Source organism: Streptomyces sp. NPDC034085 (genome assembly GCF_055575555.1).
The window spans coordinates 905,612-921,957 of record NZ_JBVISL010000001.1; the positions used below are offsets into that span (position 1 = coordinate 905,612).

Annotated in this window: 14 protein-coding genes; 12 read left to right on the forward strand and 2 right to left on the reverse strand. The window is 72.0% G+C overall.

The window, feature by feature from the left end; all coding sequences use genetic code 11:
* Nucleotide 1: 1 nt before the first annotated feature.
* Both ACZ501_RS04190 and ACZ501_RS04195 read left to right on the forward strand, forming a co-directional pair.
* Complete coding sequence (locus ACZ501_RS04190) at nt 2-976, forward strand: cation diffusion facilitator family transporter (protein WP_468792368.1); 975 nt, start codon at nt 2-4, stop codon at nt 974-976.
* Between the two features lie 4 nt (nt 977-980).
* Nucleotides 981-1,406, forward strand: coding sequence for a helix-turn-helix transcriptional regulator (locus tag ACZ501_RS04195; protein WP_361599670.1), 426 nt, complete (start codon nt 981-983; stop codon nt 1,404-1,406).
* Between the two features lie 34 nt (nt 1,407-1,440).
* On the opposite strand, the gene ACZ501_RS04200 is transcribed toward ACZ501_RS04195, so the two are convergent.
* Both ACZ501_RS04200 and ACZ501_RS04205 read right to left on the reverse strand, forming a co-directional pair.
* A complete protein-coding gene (locus tag ACZ501_RS04200) occupies nt 1,441-2,238 on the reverse strand; it encodes a phosphatase (RefSeq protein ID WP_361599673.1) in 798 nt (265 codons plus the stop codon).
* A 64-nt stretch (nt 2,239-2,302) separates the two neighbouring features.
* The gene (locus ACZ501_RS04205; RefSeq protein ID WP_361599676.1) at nt 2,303-2,881 is read right to left on the reverse strand and encodes an SACE_7040 family transcriptional regulator; all 579 of its coding nucleotides are present in this window, start codon (nt 2,879-2,881) and stop codon (nt 2,303-2,305) included.
* Between the two features lie 100 nt (nt 2,882-2,981).
* Between ACZ501_RS04205 and ACZ501_RS04210 the strand changes: the two genes are divergently transcribed.
* From ACZ501_RS04210 to ACZ501_RS04255, 10 genes are all read left to right on the forward strand, one after another.
* The gene (locus ACZ501_RS04210) at nt 2,982-4,598 is read left to right on the forward strand and encodes a carboxyl transferase domain-containing protein (RefSeq protein ID WP_361599679.1); all 1,617 of its coding nucleotides are present in this window, start codon (nt 2,982-2,984) and stop codon (nt 4,596-4,598) included.
* A 23-nt stretch (nt 4,599-4,621) separates the two neighbouring features.
* On the forward strand, nt 4,622-6,736 hold the full coding sequence (locus ACZ501_RS04215; protein ID WP_468792371.1) for an acetyl/propionyl/methylcrotonyl-CoA carboxylase subunit alpha: 2,115 nt from the start codon (nt 4,622-4,624) through the stop codon (nt 6,734-6,736).
* An 11-nt stretch (nt 6,737-6,747) separates the two neighbouring features.
* Nucleotides 6,748-7,668 (forward strand): hydroxymethylglutaryl-CoA lyase, encoded by a 921-nt coding sequence (locus ACZ501_RS04220; RefSeq protein ID WP_468792678.1) that lies wholly within the window; start codon nt 6,748-6,750, stop codon nt 7,666-7,668.
* A 7-nt stretch (nt 7,669-7,675) separates the two neighbouring features.
* On the forward strand, nt 7,676-8,836 hold the full coding sequence (locus ACZ501_RS04225; RefSeq protein WP_362460885.1) for an acyl-CoA dehydrogenase family protein: 1,161 nt from the start codon (nt 7,676-7,678) through the stop codon (nt 8,834-8,836).
* 149 nt (nt 8,837-8,985) lie between these two features.
* Nucleotides 8,986-10,029, forward strand: coding sequence for an ABC transporter substrate-binding protein (locus ACZ501_RS04230; protein WP_468792374.1), 1,044 nt, complete (start codon nt 8,986-8,988; stop codon nt 10,027-10,029).
* A gap of 121 nt (nt 10,030-10,150) precedes the next feature.
* The gene (locus ACZ501_RS04235; RefSeq protein WP_468792377.1) at nt 10,151-11,059 is read left to right on the forward strand and encodes a siderophore-interacting protein; all 909 of its coding nucleotides are present in this window, start codon (nt 10,151-10,153) and stop codon (nt 11,057-11,059) included.
* 141 nt (nt 11,060-11,200) lie between these two features.
* Nucleotides 11,201-12,691 (forward strand): pyridoxal phosphate-dependent decarboxylase family protein, encoded by a 1,491-nt coding sequence (locus ACZ501_RS04240; protein WP_361599694.1) that lies wholly within the window; start codon nt 11,201-11,203, stop codon nt 12,689-12,691.
* Nucleotides 12,675-13,976: a lysine N(6)-hydroxylase/L-ornithine N(5)-oxygenase family protein gene (locus ACZ501_RS04245; RefSeq protein WP_468792380.1), complete on the forward strand. Its 1,302-nt coding sequence runs from the start codon at nt 12,675-12,677 to the stop codon at nt 13,974-13,976. The genes ACZ501_RS04240 and ACZ501_RS04245 overlap by 17 nt, the downstream gene beginning before the upstream one ends.
* Nucleotides 13,973-14,563, forward strand: a complete 591-nt coding sequence (locus ACZ501_RS04250) for a GNAT family N-acetyltransferase (protein ID WP_361599700.1) — start codon at nt 13,973-13,975, stop codon at nt 14,561-14,563. Before ACZ501_RS04245 ends, ACZ501_RS04250 begins: the two co-directional genes overlap by 4 nt.
* Nucleotides 14,560-16,341 (forward strand): IucA/IucC family protein, encoded by a 1,782-nt coding sequence (locus ACZ501_RS04255; RefSeq protein ID WP_468792383.1) that lies wholly within the window; start codon nt 14,560-14,562, stop codon nt 16,339-16,341. Before ACZ501_RS04250 ends, ACZ501_RS04255 begins: the two co-directional genes overlap by 4 nt.
* The last annotated feature ends 5 nt before the right edge of the window (nt 16,342-16,346 follow it).

The following is a 16,346-nucleotide window of genomic DNA, read 5'->3' on the forward strand; positions in this document are numbered from 1 at the left end:
CATGCCGCTCGAAGCCGAAGGCGCGGAATCCGAAAGCCTCGCCACGGTGGTCGTCGCCGTGGCCACCAACCTGGTCCTCGCCGCCGCGAAGGCCGTCGGCGGGATCGTCAGCGGGTCGAGCGCGATGCTGTCCGAGGCCGCGCACTCGGTGGCCGACACCGTGACCGAGGTGCTGCTGCTGGCCTCCCTCAAGCGCAGCGCCCGGCCCGCCGACGAGGCGCATCCGCTGGGGTACGGGCCCGAGCGCTACGTCTGGGCGCTGCTCGCCTCGATTGCCACGTTCGCGGGCGGCGCGGTCTTCGCCGTCTACGACGGGATCCACACCCTGGTCCACGGCGAGGAACCGGGCGACCCGGCGCTGTCGTACGCCATCCTCACGGTCGCCTTCCTGCTGGAGGGGTACTCGCTGCTGGTGGCCTGGCGGCAGGTGACGGGCGAGGCGGCGCGCCTGCGGGCGCCGCTGGGGCTGTACGTCAAGCACACCCCGGACACGGCCGTGAAGGCGGTGCTCCTGGAGAACGCCGCCGCGCTGGTCGGCCTGGTGCTGGCGGCGGGCGGTCTGCTGGGGGCGCAGCTGACGGGCTCGGCCGTCTGCGACGGGGTCGCGTCGCTGCTGATCGGGCTGCTGCTGGTGGCGGTGGCCTGGGAACTCGGGCGTTCCAACGCGCAGTACCTGATCGGGCGGCCGCTGCCCGCGCCCCTGCGGGCGGAGGTCCGCGAGGAGCTGCTGTCGGTGCCGCACATCGAGGGGGTGCTGGAGCTGACCACCCTCGTTCAGGGGCCGGACGAGGTGCTGATCGCGGCGAAGGTCGACTTCCACGACCTGGCGTCGGCCCGGCAGGTGGAGGCGGCCTGCGAGGACGCGGAGGACCAGCTGCGGCAGCGGTGGCCCGCGGTCCGCCGCGTCTACCTGGACCCCACGCCCTCCCCGCCGCCCGCGGAAGCTTCGGTACCGCCCGGGGCTGTGCAAGGCTGAACGGGTGAACCTGGAGGACCTCGCCCGGCTGCGCCGGGCCCGCGACCTGATGGACCGCGCGTACGCGGAGCCGCTCGACGTCGCCGCGCTGGCGCGGGTCGCGCTCATGTCGGAGGGGCACTTCTCGCGCAGCTTCCGCGCCGCCTACGGGGAGACCCCGTACGGCTACCTGATGACGCGCCGGATCGAGCGGGCCAAGGCGCTGCTGCGGCGGGGCGACCAGTCGGTGACGGAGGTCTGCTTCGCGGTCGGCTGTACCTCGCTGGGGTCGTTCAGCTCGCGGTTCACCGAGCTGGTGGGCGAGACCCCGAGCGCGTACCGGGCCCGCGCCCACGAGGAGGACGCGGCCCTGCCCGCCTGCGTCGCGAAGATCCACTCCCGGCCGGTCAGGAACGCGGGGGCCGGCCCGGGCCCGCGCCCGGCCCTCTAGCGCTCCGACAGCAGGCCCGCCGGGGCAGGGCCGCCTAGAGCAGGCCCGCCGCCGAGAGCAGGTACGCCACCAGCGGGTCGTAGAAGCGCGGGTCGCGGACGTGGTCGTCCAGGGGGACCGCCACCTGGAGGGTGCCCTCCGCCTCGCCGAGGAACAGCGCCGGGTCGTTGCAGTCCGCGTACCCCACGGCGTCCAGCCCGCGCTGGGCCGCGCAGCCCGCCCAGCCGTGGTCGGCGACGACCAGGTCCGGCTGCGGGCGGCCCTCCGCCGCGAGGCCGTCCAGGATCGCGGCCATCGGCGCCGGGGAGTGGGTGTGCCACAGGGTCGCGCCCCGCTCCAGTACGGCCACGTCGGCGAGCTGCCACACCGAGCCCTCGTCGGCGATCAGGCCGGCCGGGATCCGGACGATCTCGCAGCCCGCCGCGCGCAGCGCGTCGGCGGTGGCGCGGTGGACGTCCAGCAGGCCGCCCGGGTGGCCGGTGGCCAGCAGCACGCTCTGCCGGTCCAGGGCGGCCTTGTGGAGGCGGGCCGCCATCCGGTCGAGGCCGGCGACGGTCAGCTCCGGGTCGATGGTGTCCTGGCCGGCCCGGTGCGCCGGGTCGTCGATGACGCCCGCCCGCTCGGCCATCACGGCCAGTACGTCCTGCTCGTCGGCCCAGCGGTCGCCGAGTTCGAGGCCGAGCCAGTAGTGCCGGTCGCCGTTGGCGAGCTTGCGGTAGTGGGAGAGGTTGTTCTCGCGCGGGGTGGCCACCTGCCCCGCGATGCGCGTGCGCACCAGGTGGTCGACGAGCTCGGCGCGGCTGGGTACGGGCGTCTCTATCGGCTTCGGCATACGGTCATTCTGCCGCCGCCCGCGCGGAGGTGTCCGTTCCGCCGAGTGCGGCTCGAGCCGGCCCTCACCCCGACAGCGAGCCGAAGGCCCCGTTCGCCAGCCTGCGCAGCAGCGACTCGGTCGCCTCGCGGCCCGGCGCGCCCAGGTGCGGGGTGGAGTTCAGCAGCCCGAAGACGGCGTGCACGGCCACCCGTACCTCCGCCTCCCCCACCTCGGGGTGCAGCTCCCGTACGACCTCCACCCACAGCTCCACGTACTGCCGCTGGAGCTGGCGCACCAGCTTGCGGTCGGCCTCCCGCAGCCGGTCCAGCTCCCGGTCGTGCAGGGTGATCAGCGCCCGGTCGTCCAGGGCGAAGTCGATGTGCCCCTCGACGAGGGAGGCGAGGATCGCCTCCGGGTCCCCGGCCGCCTCCTCGACACGCCGCCGGCCGCCCGTCAGCAGCCGCTCGCTGATGCCGACCAGCAGCTCGGCGAGCATGGCGTCCTTGCCGGCGAAGTGCCGGTACAGGCCGGGGCCGCTGATGCCGACCGCCGCCCCTATCTCGTCCACGCCGACGCCGTGGAAGCCGCGCTCCGCGAAAAGACGAGCGGCCTCACTGAGGATCTGCTCGCGACGGGTCGGGGTGGCCGCTCTGGTGCTCATGGAAATCCATTCTAGACAGGGCGGTTAGCGGTCGTTAACCTGAGACCCGAACGCGTTAACGGTCATTAACAAAGCGTGCACGAGCAAGGGAGCTCGACCGATGCAGCAGGCACCAGTGCTGACGAGCGCCGCGGACCCGGCGTCCGAGGCCTGGCGGACCAATGAGGCCGCCCACCGCGAACTCGCCGAAGGCCTGCGCGCCCGGCTGGAAGCGGCCCGCCTCGGAGGCGGCGAGAAGGCCCGCGCCCGCCACACCGCCCGCGGGAAGCTGCTCCCCCGCGACCGCGTGGACGCCCTCCTCGACCCCGGCTCGCCCTTCCTGGAGCTGGCCCCGCTGGCCGCCGAGGGGATGTACGGGGGCGCCGCCCCCGCCGCCGGGGTGATCGCGGGCATCGGCCGGGTCAGCGGCCGCGAGTGCGTGATCGTCGCGAACGACGCCACCGTCAAGGGCGGCACGTACTACCCGATGACCGTCAAGAAGCACCTCCGCGCCCAGGAAGTGGCCCTGGAGAACCGTCTCCCCTGCCTCTACCTGGTGGACTCCGGCGGCGCCTTCCTGCCCATGCAGGACGAGGTCTTCCCCGACCGGGAGCACTTCGGCCGGATCTTCTACAACCAGGCCCGCATGTCGGGGGCCGGCATCCCGCAGATCGCCGCCGTCCTCGGCTCCTGCACGGCGGGCGGCGCGTACGTGCCGGCGATGAGCGACGAGGCCGTCATCGTGCGCGGCCAGGGCACGATCTTCCTCGGCGGTCCGCCGCTGGTGAAGGCCGCCACCGGCGAGGTGGTCACGGCCGAGGAGCTGGGCGGCGGCGAGGTCCACTCCCGCACCTCCGGGGTCACCGACCACCTCGCGGAGGACGACGCGCACGCGCTGCGGATCGTACGGAACATCGTGGCGACCCTGCCCGGGCGCGGGGCCCTGCCGTGGTCGGTCGAGGCTCCCGAGGAGCCCAAGGTCGACCCGTACGGCCTGTACGGCGCGGTCCCCGTCGACTCCCGCACCCCCTACGACGCCCGCGAGATCATCGCCCGGGTCGTGGACGGGTCCCGCTTCCAGGAGTTCAAGGCGGAGTTCGGGCAGACCCTGGTCACCGGCTTCGCCCGGATCCACGGCCACCCGGTCGGGATCATCGCGAACAACGGCATCCTCTTCTCCGAGTCCGCGCAGAAGGGCGCCCACTTCATCGAGCTGTGCGACCAGCGCGGCATCCCGCTGCTCTTCCTCCAGAACATCTCCGGCTTCATGGTCGGGCGCGACTACGAGGCGGGTGGCATCGCCAAGCACGGCGCGAAGATGGTCACGGCCGTGGCCTGCGCCCGCGTCCCGAAGCTGACGGTGGTCGTCGGCGGCTCGTACGGCGCGGGCAACTACTCGATGTGCGGGCGGGCGTACTCGCCGCGCTTCCTGTGGATGTGGCCCAACGCCAAGATCTCGGTGATGGGCGGCGAGCAGGCCGCCTCCGTGCTGGCGACCGTCAAGCGGGACCAGATCGAGGGTGCGGGCCAGGAGTGGCCGGCCGAGGACGAGGAGGCCTTCAAGGCCCCGGTCCGCGCGCAGTACGAGGAGCAGGGCAACGCCTACTACGCCACCGCGCGGCTGTGGGACGACGGGGTCATCGACCCGATGGAGACCCGGCAGGTGCTGGGACTGGCCCTGACCGCGTGCGCGAACGCCCCCCTGGGCGACTCCGCTTTCGGCATCTTCCGTATGTGACGTGTGACGTGAGGACCTCTTCGATGTTCAGCACTGTTCTGGTCGCCAACCGGGGCGAGATCGCGGTCCGGGTCATCCGTACGCTGCGGGAGCTCGGGATCCGGTCCGTGGCCGTCTTCAGCGACGCCGACGCCGACGCGCGTCACGTGCGGGAGGCCGACACGGCCGTCCGGATCGGCCCGGCGGCCGCCGCCGAGAGCTACCTGTCGGTGGACCGGCTCCTGGACGCCGCGAAGCGCACGGGCGCGGAGGCCGTCCACCCGGGCTACGGCTTCCTCGCCGAGAACGCGGCCTTCGCCCAGGCCTGCGCGGACGCCGGACTGGCCTTCATCGGGCCGCCCGCCTCCGCCATCTCCCTGATGGGCGACAAGATCACGGCCAAGGAGACGGTCCGGGCGGCCGGCGTGCCGGTGGTGCCGGGCTCCTCCGGCAGCGGCCTGACCGACGCCGAACTGGCCGCGGCCGCCTCCGAGATCGGCATGCCGGTGCTGCTCAAACCCTCGGCGGGCGGCGGCGGCAAGGGCATGCGGCTGGTGCGGGACGCGGCCGTGCTGGGCGAGGAGATCGCGGCGGCGCGCCGCGAGGCGAAGTCCTCGTTCGGTGACGACACCCTGCTCGTGGAGCGGTGGATCGACCGGCCCCGGCACATCGAGATCCAGGTGCTGGCGGACGCCCACGGCAACGTGGTGCACCTGGGCGAGCGCGAGTGCTCCCTCCAGCGCCGCCACCAGAAGGTGATCGAGGAGGCCCCCTCGGTCCTGCTGGACGAGAAGACCCGCGCCGCGATGGGCGCGGCGGCCGTGGAGGCGGCCCGCTCCTGCGGGTACGTCGGCGCGGGCACAGTGGAGTTCATCGTCCCGGGCGGGGACCCGTCCTCGTACTACTTCATGGAGATGAACACCCGGCTCCAGGTCGAGCACCCCGTCACCGAGCTGATCACCGGGCTGGACCTGGTCGAGCAGCAGCTGCGGGTCGCCTCCGGCGAGGCCCTGCCCTTCACCCAGGACGACGTCCGGCTGACCGGCCACGCGATCGAGGCCCGCGTCTGCGCGGAGGACCCGGCACGCGGGTTCCTGCCGTCAGGCGGTACGGTCCTGGCGCTCTCGGAGCCGGAGGGCGGGCCGGTGCGCACCGACTCCGGCCTGACGGCGGGCGTGCCCGTCGGCTCCACGTACGACCCGATGCTGTCGAAGGTCATCGCGTACGGGCCCGACCGGGCGACCGCCCTGCGGGTGCTGCGCGGGGCCCTCGCGGACACGGTGATCCTGGGCGTCCAGACGAACGCGGGCTTCCTGCGGCGCCTGCTCGCGCACCCCGACGTCGTCTCCGGCGAGATGGACACGGGCCTGGTGGAGCGGGACCTGCCGTCCCTCCTCCCGGAGGGCGTCCCGGCCGAGGTGTACGCGGCGGCGGCACTGCTGTCCCTGCCCGGGGACGCGGCGGGCAGCGCCTCCGGCGCGTGGGTCGACCCCTTCGGGGTGCCCAGCGGCTGGCGCCTGGGCGGCACCCCCGCCTGGACCGTCCACCACTTCCGCCTGCCCGGTCAGGACCCGGTCGAGGTCCGCACCCGCCCGGCTCCGGGCCCCGCAGGAGCCGGCTCCGCCACGGAGATCCTGCTGGACGCGGAGTCCGGCAACCGGCTCGCGGCCGAAGACGGCGCGACAGCACATCCCGCCCAGCCGGCGCCCGGGGCGCGGGATCTGGGGCGGAGCTCCGGCGCAACGGCGCGGGCCCGCATCGTGACCCGCACCCCCGACACCGTCACCGTCGAGCTCGACGGCGTCACCCACCGCTTCGGCCACGCCGCCTCCCCGGAGGGGACCTGGCTCGGCCGCGACGGCGACTCCTGGCACGTCCAGCACCACGACCCCGTCACCGCCAAGGGCGCGGCCGGAGGCGGTGCGGACACCCTCGCCGCCCCCATGCCCGGCACCGTCACCGTCGTCAAGGTGGCCGTCGGCGACACGGTGACGGCCGGCCAGAGCCTGCTCGTCGTCGAGGCGATGAAGATGGAACACGTCATCTCCGCCCCGCACGCCGGCACCGTCACCGAACTCGACGTCACCCCGGGCACCACCGTGGCCATGGACCAGGTCCTGGCCGTGGTGACCCCCGACGAGGAGGAGGTGGCCGCGTGAACGGGCTGCCCATGACCGTCCCGGCCGCCGCCGGGCTCCCGGCGCGCGTGCGCATCCACGAGGTCGGCGCGCGCGACGGGCTGCAGAACGAGAAGTCGGCCGTCTCCACGGAGGTCAAGGCCGAGTTCATCCACCGGCTCGCCGCCGCCGGCCTCACCACAATCGAGGCCACCAGCTTCGTCCACCCCAAGTGGGTGCCCCAACTGGCGGACGCCGAGCAGCTGTTCCCCCTGCTCGCGGACGTCGGGGCGCAGCTCCCGGTCCTGGTACCCAACGAGCGCGGCCTGGACCGCGCCCTCGCCCTGGGGGCCACCCGCATCGCGGTGTTCGGCTCGGCCACCGAGACCTTCGCCGCCCGCAACCTGAACCGCACCATCGCCGAGTCCCTCGCCATGTTCGAGCCCGTCGTGGCCCGCGCGAAGGCGGGCGGGGCGCACGTGCGCGGGTACCTGTCGATGTGCTTCGGGGATCCGTGGGAGGGGCCGGTCCCGGTCCACCAGGTGGTCCGCGTCGCGAAGGCCCTGCTGGACCTGGGCTGTGACGAGCTGAGCCTGGGCGACACCATCGGCGTCGCCACGCCCGGCCACGTCCAGGCCCTGCTCGCGGAGCTGAACGGGGCGGGTGTGGGGACCGACCGGATCGGCGTGCACTTCCACGACACCTACGGCCAGGCCCTCGCCAACACCCTCGCCGCGCTCCAGCACGGCGTCACCACCGTCGACTCCTCCGCCGGCGGCCTCGGCGGCTGTCCGTACGCGAAGAGCGCCACCGGCAACCTGGCCACCGAGGACCTGGTGTGGATGCTCGACGGCCTCGGCATCGAAACCGGGGTCGACCTGGCCGCCCTCACCGCCACGAGCGTGTGGATGGCCGAACGGCTGGGCCGTCCCAGCCCCTCCCGTACCGTCCGCGCCCTCTCCCACAAGGAGTAGTCACACCATGTCCCTCGACCACCGGCTCACCCCCGAGCACGAGGAACTCCGCCGCACCGTCGAGGCGTTCGCGCACGACGTGGTCGCGCCGAAGATCGGCGACCTGTACGAGCGCCACGAGTTCCCGTACGAGATCGTCCGCGAGATGGGCCGCATGGGCCTGTTCGGCCTGCCCTTCCCGGAGGAGTACGGCGGCATGGGCGGCGACTACCTCGCGCTCGGCATCGCCCTGGAGGAGCTGGCCCGTGTCGACTCCTCGGTCGCGATCACCCTGGAGGCGGGCGTCTCCCTGGGCGCCATGCCCCTGTACCTGTTCGGCTCGGAGGAGCAGAAGCGGGAGTGGCTGCCGAAGCTGTGCTCGGGCGAGGTGCTCGGCGCCTTCGGCCTGACCGAGCCCGGCGCGGGCAGTGACGCGGGCGGCACCCGCACCACCGCCGTGCGCGAGGGCGACGAGTGGGTGATCAACGGCTCCAAGTGCTTCATCACCAACTCCGGTACGGACATCACCGGTCTGGTCACCGTCACCGCCGTCACCGGCCGCAAGGCGGACGGCCGTCCGGAGATCTCCTCGATCATCGTCCCGTCCGGCACCCCCGGCTTCACGGTGGCCGCGCCGTACTCCAAGGTCGGCTGGAACTCCTCGGACACCCGCGAGCTGTCCTTCGACGGGGTCCGGGTGCCGCTCGCCAACCTGGTGGGCGAGGAGGGCCGCGGCTACGCCCAGTTCCTGCGGATCCTCGACGAGGGCCGCATCGCCATCGCGGCCCTGGCGACGGGCCTCGCGCAGGGCTGCGTGGACGAGTCGGTGAAGTACGCCAAGGAGCGGCAGGCCTTCGGCAAGCCGATCGGCGACAACCAGGCCATCCAGTTCAAGCTGGCCGACATGGAGACGCGCGCCCACATGGCCCGCATCGGCTGGCGGGACGCGGCCTCCCGGCTGGTGCACGGGGAGCCGTTCAAGAAGGAGGCGGCGATCGCGAAGCTGTACTCCTCGACGGTCGCGGTCGACAACGCCCGGGACGCGACGCAGATCCACGGCGGCTACGGGTTCATGAACGAGTACCCCGTGGCCCGCATGTGGCGGGACTCCAAGATCCTGGAGATCGGCGAGGGCACGAGCGAGGTGCAGCGCATGCTGATCGCCCGTGAGCTGGGCTTCACCGGCTGACGAACGCCCGCGCGGCGCGCGGCAAGCGACGAGGGGACCCTGGGATGAGGATCCCCTTACCGTTTTCAGCCAAGGTTAGGCTAACCTTCCCTGCGAACGGCTCCGGGTTCCCCGGCCGCCTCCCTGCACGCACGAAAGCGGACTTCGCCATGCCCCAGCCCCGTACGACCTTCCTCTCCCGCCGCGGTCTCGTCGCGGCCGGCGGCGCCCTCGGCCTCGTCGCGGCACTCACCGCGTGCGGCGGCACCGACGGGGCGAAGGACGCGGGGGGCGAGAAGGGGGGCGCGGCGGCCGCGGGCGCCTGGAGCTTCCAGGACGACCTCGGCAAGAAGGCCACCGCCCCGTCCACTCCGAAGAACATCGTCGCCTACACGGGCACCGCGGCCGCCCTGTACGACTACGGCGTGCAGGTCAAGGGCGTGTTCGGCCCGACCAGGCTGGCGGACGGCAAGCCCGACCCGATGGCCGGGTCGATGGACATCTCCAAGGTCGAGGTCCTCGGCAACGTCTACGACGAGTTCAACGTCGAGAAGTACGCCGCCCTGAAGCCGGAGCTCCTCGCCACCAACACCTGGGACGGCACGTACTGGTACGTCCCGGAGGCCTCCAAGGACAAGATCCTGAAGCTGGCCCCGGCCGCCGCGATCGGCGTGGGCGACAAGGCCTCCATGGACAAGGCGCTGGAGCGGACGGCGGACCTCGCCAAGTCCCTCGGCGCCGACCTCGGCTCCAAGAAGGCCGCCGACGCCAAGGCCCGCTTCGACGCCGCCTCCGCCAAGGTCCGCGAGGCCGTCAAGGCGAACCCGGGCATCAAGGTGCTCGTCGCCTCCGGCGCGGACCAGCTCTTCTACGTCTCCACCCCGAAGACCTCGGCCGACCTGAAGTACTTCGAGTCCCTCGGGGTCGAGTTCGTCGCCCCGGAGCAGGACAAGCTGGACCCGCAGGGCTTCTACGAGAGCCTCAGCTGGGAGAACGCCGGCAAGTACAAGGCCGACGTCGTCCTCCTCGACAACCGCACGCAGGCCCTCCAGGCCGAGGCGCTGAAGACCAAGCCGACCTGGAACGAGCTGCCCGCCGTCAAGGCCGGCCAGGTCGCTCCGCGCGTGACCGAGCCGATCTACTCGTACGAGAAGTGCGCCCAGATCCTTGAGGACCTCGCCAAGACCATCCAGAACGCCAAGAAGGTCTCCTGACCCTCGCCCGCCGGGCCTGACCGCCGGGCCCCCGGCCACCGCCGGGGGCCCGGCTTCCGGCACTGCCCGTCCGGTACCGCACCCGCCGGTGCCGCCCGTCTTCTCCCTGGGGGACTCGCGCATGACCGCCATCGATTCCGGGGCCGAACAGGCCGCGGCGCACTTCCGCTTCTTCACGATGGAGGTCCTGCGCACGCGCCGCCTCGGCCGCTCCTTCCTGCGCGTCACCTTCGGCGGGGAGTCCCTCGCGGAGTTCCGCTCCGGGGGCCGCGACCAGAGCCTCTCGCTCTTCCTGCCGCCGGCGCACGCCGAGCACACCGAACTCCCCTCCACCGACGAGGACACCTGGTTCGAGGCGTGGCGCGCGATGCCGGACGAGGACCGCCCGGTGATGCGCTCCTACACGGTGCGCGAGCAGCGGCGTACGGACGGGGGCGTGGACGAGGTCGACATCGACTTCGTCCTGCACGGGGACGCCTCCCCGGCGTCGCGCTGGGCGGGCAAGGCCGTCACCGGCCGGCGGATCATGGCCATCGGTCCGGCCGTCGCGCAGAACAAGTCCGTCCGCTTCCAGCCCCCGGCCGCCACCGACGCCGTCCTGATGTACGCGGACGAGACGGCCCTGCCCGCCGCGGCCGCCATCCTCGAAGGGCTCCCGCCCGGGACCAGGGTGAAGGCCTGGTTCGAGGTCCCGCACGCGGACGACCGGCTCGCCCTGCGCACCCCCGCCGACGCGGACGTCACCTGGATCGTGCGCGAGAAGGGCGCGGCCCGCCCCGAGCGCACCAGCCGCGTGGTGGAGGCGGTGCGGGCGGCGGAACTGCCCGCCGCGCAGGCCCCCTACGCCTGGCTCGCGGGCGAGGCCGGCACGGTCCGCGCCGTACGCCGCCACCTGGTGGGGGAACGTTCCCTCGACCGCCGCGCGGTGCGTTTCACGGGCTACTGGCGGCTCGGCGCGAGCGAGGAGCAGCTGCTCGCCGAGGCGTACGCGGGGCGGGCCCCGAGCGAGGACCCCGCGTCCGAGCTGTAGCACCGCCTGCGCCAGGCAGGGAAGTTCACGAGGAGGGCCCCGGCGGCTGCCGGGGCCCTCCTCTGTTTGTGATCGAAGTTAGGTTAGGCTAACCTAACTGACACACCCCACCCCCCGCTCCCCCCGCCCGGAGGAAAGTTGATGCGCTCGCATCTGCTGAACGAGACGACCGCGGACCTCTACCGGCGCTCCGTCACCGCCGGCGTCGACCGCGTCGCCGCCCGGCTCGCCGCCACGCAGCGGCCCCACACCGGCATATCCGTCGGCGAACTCGCGCCGGTCATCGACCGCATCGACCTCGACGAGCCGCTGGCCGACACCGCCGCCGCCCTCGACGAGCTCGAGGACGTCTACCTCCGCGACGCCGTGTACTTCCACCACCCGCGCTACCTGGGGCACCTCAACTGCCCGGTGGTCATCCCGGCCGTCGTCGGCGAGGCGGTCCTGTCGGCCGTCAACTCCTCCCTCGACACCTGGGACCAGTCCATCGGCGGCACCCTCATCGAGCGCCGGCTGATCGACTGGACCGCCCGCCGCATCGGCCTCGGCGAGGACGCCGACGGCGTCTTCACCTCCGGCGGCAGCCAGTCCAACTTCCATGCGCTGCTCCTCGCCCGCGACGAGGCCTGCCGGACCGCCATGCGCCGCGCCCGTGACGAGGGCGCCGAGCGCACCAAGGCCGAACTGCTCCCGAAACTCCGCATCTTCGCCTCGGAGGCGAGCCACTTCAGCGTGCAGAAGTCGGCCGCCATGCTGGGCCTGGGCTACGAGGCCGTCATCCGCGTGCCCGTCGACCGCCACCGCCGCATGGACACCGCGGTGCTGGCCCTGGAGCTGGAGAGCTGCGCCGGCGAAGGCCTCGTCCCCATGGCCGTCGTCGCCACCGCCGGCACCACCGACTTCGGGTCCATCGACCCGCTCCCCGAGATCGCCCGGCTGGCCGCGGAACACTCCGCGTGGATGCACGTGGACGCCGCCTACGGCTGCGGCCTGCTGGTCTCCCCCACCCGCCGGCACCTCCTCGACGGCATCGAGAAGGCCGACTCGGTCACCGTCGACTACCACAAGTCGTTCTTCCAGCCCGTGAGTTCCAGCGCAATGCTGGTGCGCGACCGCGCCACGCTGGGGCACGCCACGTACCACGCCGACTACCTCAACCCGCGCCGCATGGCCGAGGAGCGGATCCCGAACCAGGTCGACAAGTCGATCCAGACCACGCGCCGCTTCGACGCGCTCAAGCTGTGGATGACCCTGCGCGTGATGGGCGCCGACGGGGTCGGCTCCCTCTTCGACCAGGTCGTCGACCTGGCCGCCGCCGGCCACGGCCTCATCGCGGCCGACCCGCGCTTCGAGGTCGTCGTGGAGCCGCAGCTCTCCACCCTCGTCTTCCGCTACCTCCCCGGCGGCGACCTGCGCCCCGACCTCGTGGACGAGGCCCAGCTGCACGCCCGCAAGGCCCTGTTCGCCTCCGGTGAGGCCGTCGTCGCCGGAACCAAGGTCGACGGGAGGCAGTACCTGAAGTTCACCCTCCTCAACCCGCAGACCACGACGTCCGACATCACGGCCGTCCTCGACCTCCTCGCCGCCCACGCCGAGCAGTTCCTGGGAGAATCCCTTGCCGTCCACCGCTAAGCCCCACGACTTCATCGGCATCGGCCTGGGCCCCTTCAACCTGGGACTCGCCTGCCTGACCGCACCGCTCGACGAGCTCGACGGGCTCTTCATCGAGTCGAAGCCGCACTTCGAATGGCACGCCGGAATGTTCCTGGACGGCGCGCACCTCCAGACGCCGTTCATGTCGGACCTGGTCACCCTCGCCGACCCGACCTCGCCCTTCTCCTTCCTGAACTACCTGAAGGACAAGGACCGGCTGTACTCCTTCTACATCCGGGAGAACTTCTACCCGCTGCGCGCCGAGTACGACGACTACTGCCGCTGGGCCGCCGACCGGCTCGACAACGTCCTCTACTCCACCACCGTCACCGAGGTCACCCACGACGAGGCCACCGGGCTGTACGAGGTCCACACGGACGGCGGGGAGACGTTCCGCGCCCGCCGTCTGGTCCTGGGCACCGGCACCCCGCCGTACGTCCCCCCGTCCTGCGAGGGCCTGGGCGGCGACTTCCTGCACAACTCCTCGTACATGCGGCACAAGGAGGCCCTCCAGGCGAAGGAGTCGATCACCCTGGTCGGCTCCGGCCAGAGCGCGGCCGAGATCTACTACGACCTCCTCGCCGAGATCGACGTACACGGCTACCAGCTCAACTGGGTGACCCGCTCCCCGCGCTTCTTCCCGCTCGAATACACCAAGCTCACCCTGGAGATGACCTCACCGGAGTACGTGGACTACTTCCACGCCCTCCCCGAGGAGACCCGCTACCGGCTGGAGACCCAGCAGAAGAACCTCTTCAAGGGCATCGACGGCGACCTGGTGAACGCCATCTTCGACCTGCTCTACCAGAAGAAGGTCACCATGCCGGGCGCGGTCCCCACCACCCTCCTCACCAACACCTCCCTCAACAGCACGGCGTACGACACCACCACGGGCACGTACACCCTGGGCCTGCGCCAGGAGGAGCAGGAGCGGGACTTCACCCTCACCACGCAGGGCCTGGTCCTGGCCACCGGCTACCGGTACCGGATACCGGAGTTCCTGGACCCGGTCCGCGACCGGCTGAACTTCGACGGCCGCGGCCGCCTCGACGCGGCCCGCAACTACAGCATCGACGTGACCGGCCGCGGGGTGTACCTGCAGAACGGCACCACCCACAACCACTCCCTCACCTCGCCCGACCTGGGCATGGGCGCGTACCGCAACGCGTACCTCGTCGGCGAGCTGCTCGGCCGCGAGCACTACAAGGTCGAGAAGTCCATCGCGTTCCAGCAGTTCGCGGCCCCGGAAGGCGTCCCCGCATGAGCACCACCCCCGCCCCCCTGTTCTCCCGCACCGACCCGGCCCTGGGCACCTTCTCCGTCCGGCCCCTGGACCCCTTCTCGGACGCGGAACTCCTGCACGGCTGGGTCACGCACCCCAAGGCGTCGTTCTGGATGATGCAGGACGCCTCCCTCACCGAGGTCGAGCGCGAGTACGTCCGCATCACCGCGCACGACCACCACCACGCCTTCCTCGGCCTCCACGAGGGCCGCCCTGCCTTCCTGATGGAGAGCTACGACCCCTCCCGCCTGGAGCTCGTCGGCCTGTACGAGGCGAGCCCCGGCGACGTCGGCATGCACTTCCTGGTGGCCCCGACGGACACCCCCCTCGCCGGCTTCACCCGCGCCGTGATCACGACCGTGATGGCCGCCCTCTTCGCCGACCCCGCCAACCGGCGCGTCGTGGTCGAACCGGACGTCCGCAACACGGCGGTCCACGCCCTCAACGAGGCCGTCGGCTTCGTCCCCGAGCGCGAGGTCCGCAAGCCCGAGAAGGTCGCCCTGCTCAGCTTCTGCACCCGCGAGCAGTTCGAGGCGGCCACCGCCCGCACGACGGGAGTCACGGCATGAGCCTGGCAGACGCCGTCTCCCACCTCTCCCCCGAGCCGTGGGCCCGCGCGAACCGCGCCCTGGTGCGCAAGGCCCTCGCGGAGTTCTCCCACGAGCGCCTGCTGACCCCGAAGGAGCTGGAGTCCGGCCTCTACCGCGTCCTCAGCGACGACGGGACGGTCGAGTACCGCTTCCGTGCGGCCCTGCACGCCCTGGACCACTGGGCGGTGGACGAGCAGTCGATCACCCGCCACCGGGACGGGGAGCAGCTGGAGCCGGACGCCCTGGACTTCCACACGGAGTTCCGGCAGACCCTGGGCCTGAGCGCGGAGGTCCTGCCCGTCTACCTGGAGGAGATCTCCTCCACCCTGGCCGGCACGGCCTTCAAGTACACCAAGCCGCAGACCCCCTCCCCGGTGCTGGCCAAGTCGTCGTTCCAGGACATCGAGACGGGCATGACGGAGGGCCACCCCTGCTTCGTCGCCAACAACGGCCGCCTTGGTTTCGGCGTGCACGAGTACCTCGCGTACGCCCCGGAGGCGGCGAGCCCGGTCCACCTGGTGTGGGTGGCGGCCCACAAGGACGTCTCCACCTTCACGGCGGGCGCGGGCCTGGACCACGACACGTTCCTGCGCGAGGAGCTGGGCGAGGCCGCGACGGCGGGCTTCCGCGCGAGGCTGACCGCCCTGGGCCTCGACCCGGCGGACTACCACTTCCTCCCCGTCCACCCCTGGCAGTGGTGGAACAAGACCACGGTCACCTTCGCCGCCGAGATCGCCAACCGCCGCCTGGTCCTGCTGGGCGAGGGCGAGGACGCCTACCTCCCCCAGCAGTCGATCCGCACCTTCTTCAACACCACCACCCCGACGAAGCACTACGTCAAGACGGCCATCTCGGTCCTCAACATGGGCTTCATGCGCGGCCTCTCCGCCGCCTACATGGAGGCCACCCCGGCCATCAATGACTGGCTCCACCAGCTGATCGAGTCGGACGAGGTCCTCCGGTCCGTCGACTTCTCGATCATCCGCGAGCGCGCGGCGATCGGCTACCACCACCGCCAGTACGAGCGCGCGACGGACCGCTACTCGCCGTACCGCAAGATGCTGGCGGCCCTGTGGCGCGAGTCCCCGGTGAACTCCCTCCAGGAGGGCGAACGCCTCGCGACCATGGCCTCGCTGCTGCACGTGGACGCGGACGGCAGGTCCTTCGTCGGCGCCCTCATCGCGGAATCGGGCCTCACCCCGGCGCAGTGGCTCAAGCCGTACCTCCGCGCGTACCTCCTCCCCCTCCTGCACTGCTTCTACCGGTACGACCTCGCGTACATGCCGCACGGCGAGAACACCATCCTGGTCATCAAGGACGGGGTCGTTCAGCGGGCGGTCTTCAAGGACATCGCCGAGGAGATCGTGGTCATGGACCCGGACGCGGTCCTCCCGCCGGCGGTGGAGCGGATCAAGGCCGACGTCCCGGAGGACATGAGGCTCCTGTCCGTCTTCACGGACGTCTTCGACTGCTTCTTCCGCTTCCTGAACGCGATCCTGGTGGAGGAGGGCATCTGCACGGAGGAAGTGTTCTGGCGGGCGGTGGCGGACTGCGCCCACGACTACCAGGACTCCCTCCCCGCCCTGGCGGACCGCTTCGCGCGCTACGACCTCTTCACACCGGAGTTCCAGCTGTCCTGCCTGAACCGCCTGCAACTGCGCGACAACCGGCAGATGGTCGACCTGGCCGACCCGTCGGCGGCCCTCCAACTGATCGGCACCCTCAAAAACCCCCTCGCCCCCTTCGCCCAACGCTGACGCCC

Bases quoted from the DNA above. Each gene is read 5' to 3' on its own strand.
- ACZ501_RS04255 (WP_468792383.1), top strand. From the start codon at position 14,560: ATGAGCCTGGCAGACGCCGTCTCCCACCTCTCCCCCGAGCCGTGGGCC.
- ACZ501_RS04240 (WP_361599694.1), top strand. From the start codon at position 11,201: ATGCGCTCGCATCTGCTGAACGAGACGACCGCGGACCTCTACCGGCGC.
- ACZ501_RS04205 (WP_361599676.1), bottom strand. From the start codon at position 2,881: ATGAGCACCAGAGCGGCCACCCCGACCCGTCGCGAGCAGATCCTCAGT.
- ACZ501_RS04230 (WP_468792374.1), top strand. From the start codon at position 8,986: ATGCCCCAGCCCCGTACGACCTTCCTCTCCCGCCGCGGTCTCGTCGCG.
- ACZ501_RS04225 (WP_362460885.1), top strand. From the start codon at position 7,676: ATGTCCCTCGACCACCGGCTCACCCCCGAGCACGAGGAACTCCGCCGC.
- ACZ501_RS04210 (WP_361599679.1), top strand. From the start codon at position 2,982: ATGCAGCAGGCACCAGTGCTGACGAGCGCCGCGGACCCGGCGTCCGAG.
- ACZ501_RS04190 (WP_468792368.1), top strand. From the start codon at position 2: ATGCCGCTCGAAGCCGAAGGCGCGGAATCCGAAAGCCTCGCCACGGTG.
- ACZ501_RS04215 (WP_468792371.1), top strand. From the start codon at position 4,622: ATGTTCAGCACTGTTCTGGTCGCCAACCGGGGCGAGATCGCGGTCCGG.
- ACZ501_RS04235 (WP_468792377.1), top strand. From the start codon at position 10,151: ATGACCGCCATCGATTCCGGGGCCGAACAGGCCGCGGCGCACTTCCGC.
- ACZ501_RS04250 (WP_361599700.1), top strand. From the start codon at position 13,973: ATGAGCACCACCCCCGCCCCCCTGTTCTCCCGCACCGACCCGGCCCTG.
- ACZ501_RS04220 (WP_468792678.1), top strand. From the start codon at position 6,748: ATGACCGTCCCGGCCGCCGCCGGGCTCCCGGCGCGCGTGCGCATCCAC.
- ACZ501_RS04200 (WP_361599673.1), bottom strand. From the start codon at position 2,238: ATGCCGAAGCCGATAGAGACGCCCGTACCCAGCCGCGCCGAGCTCGTC.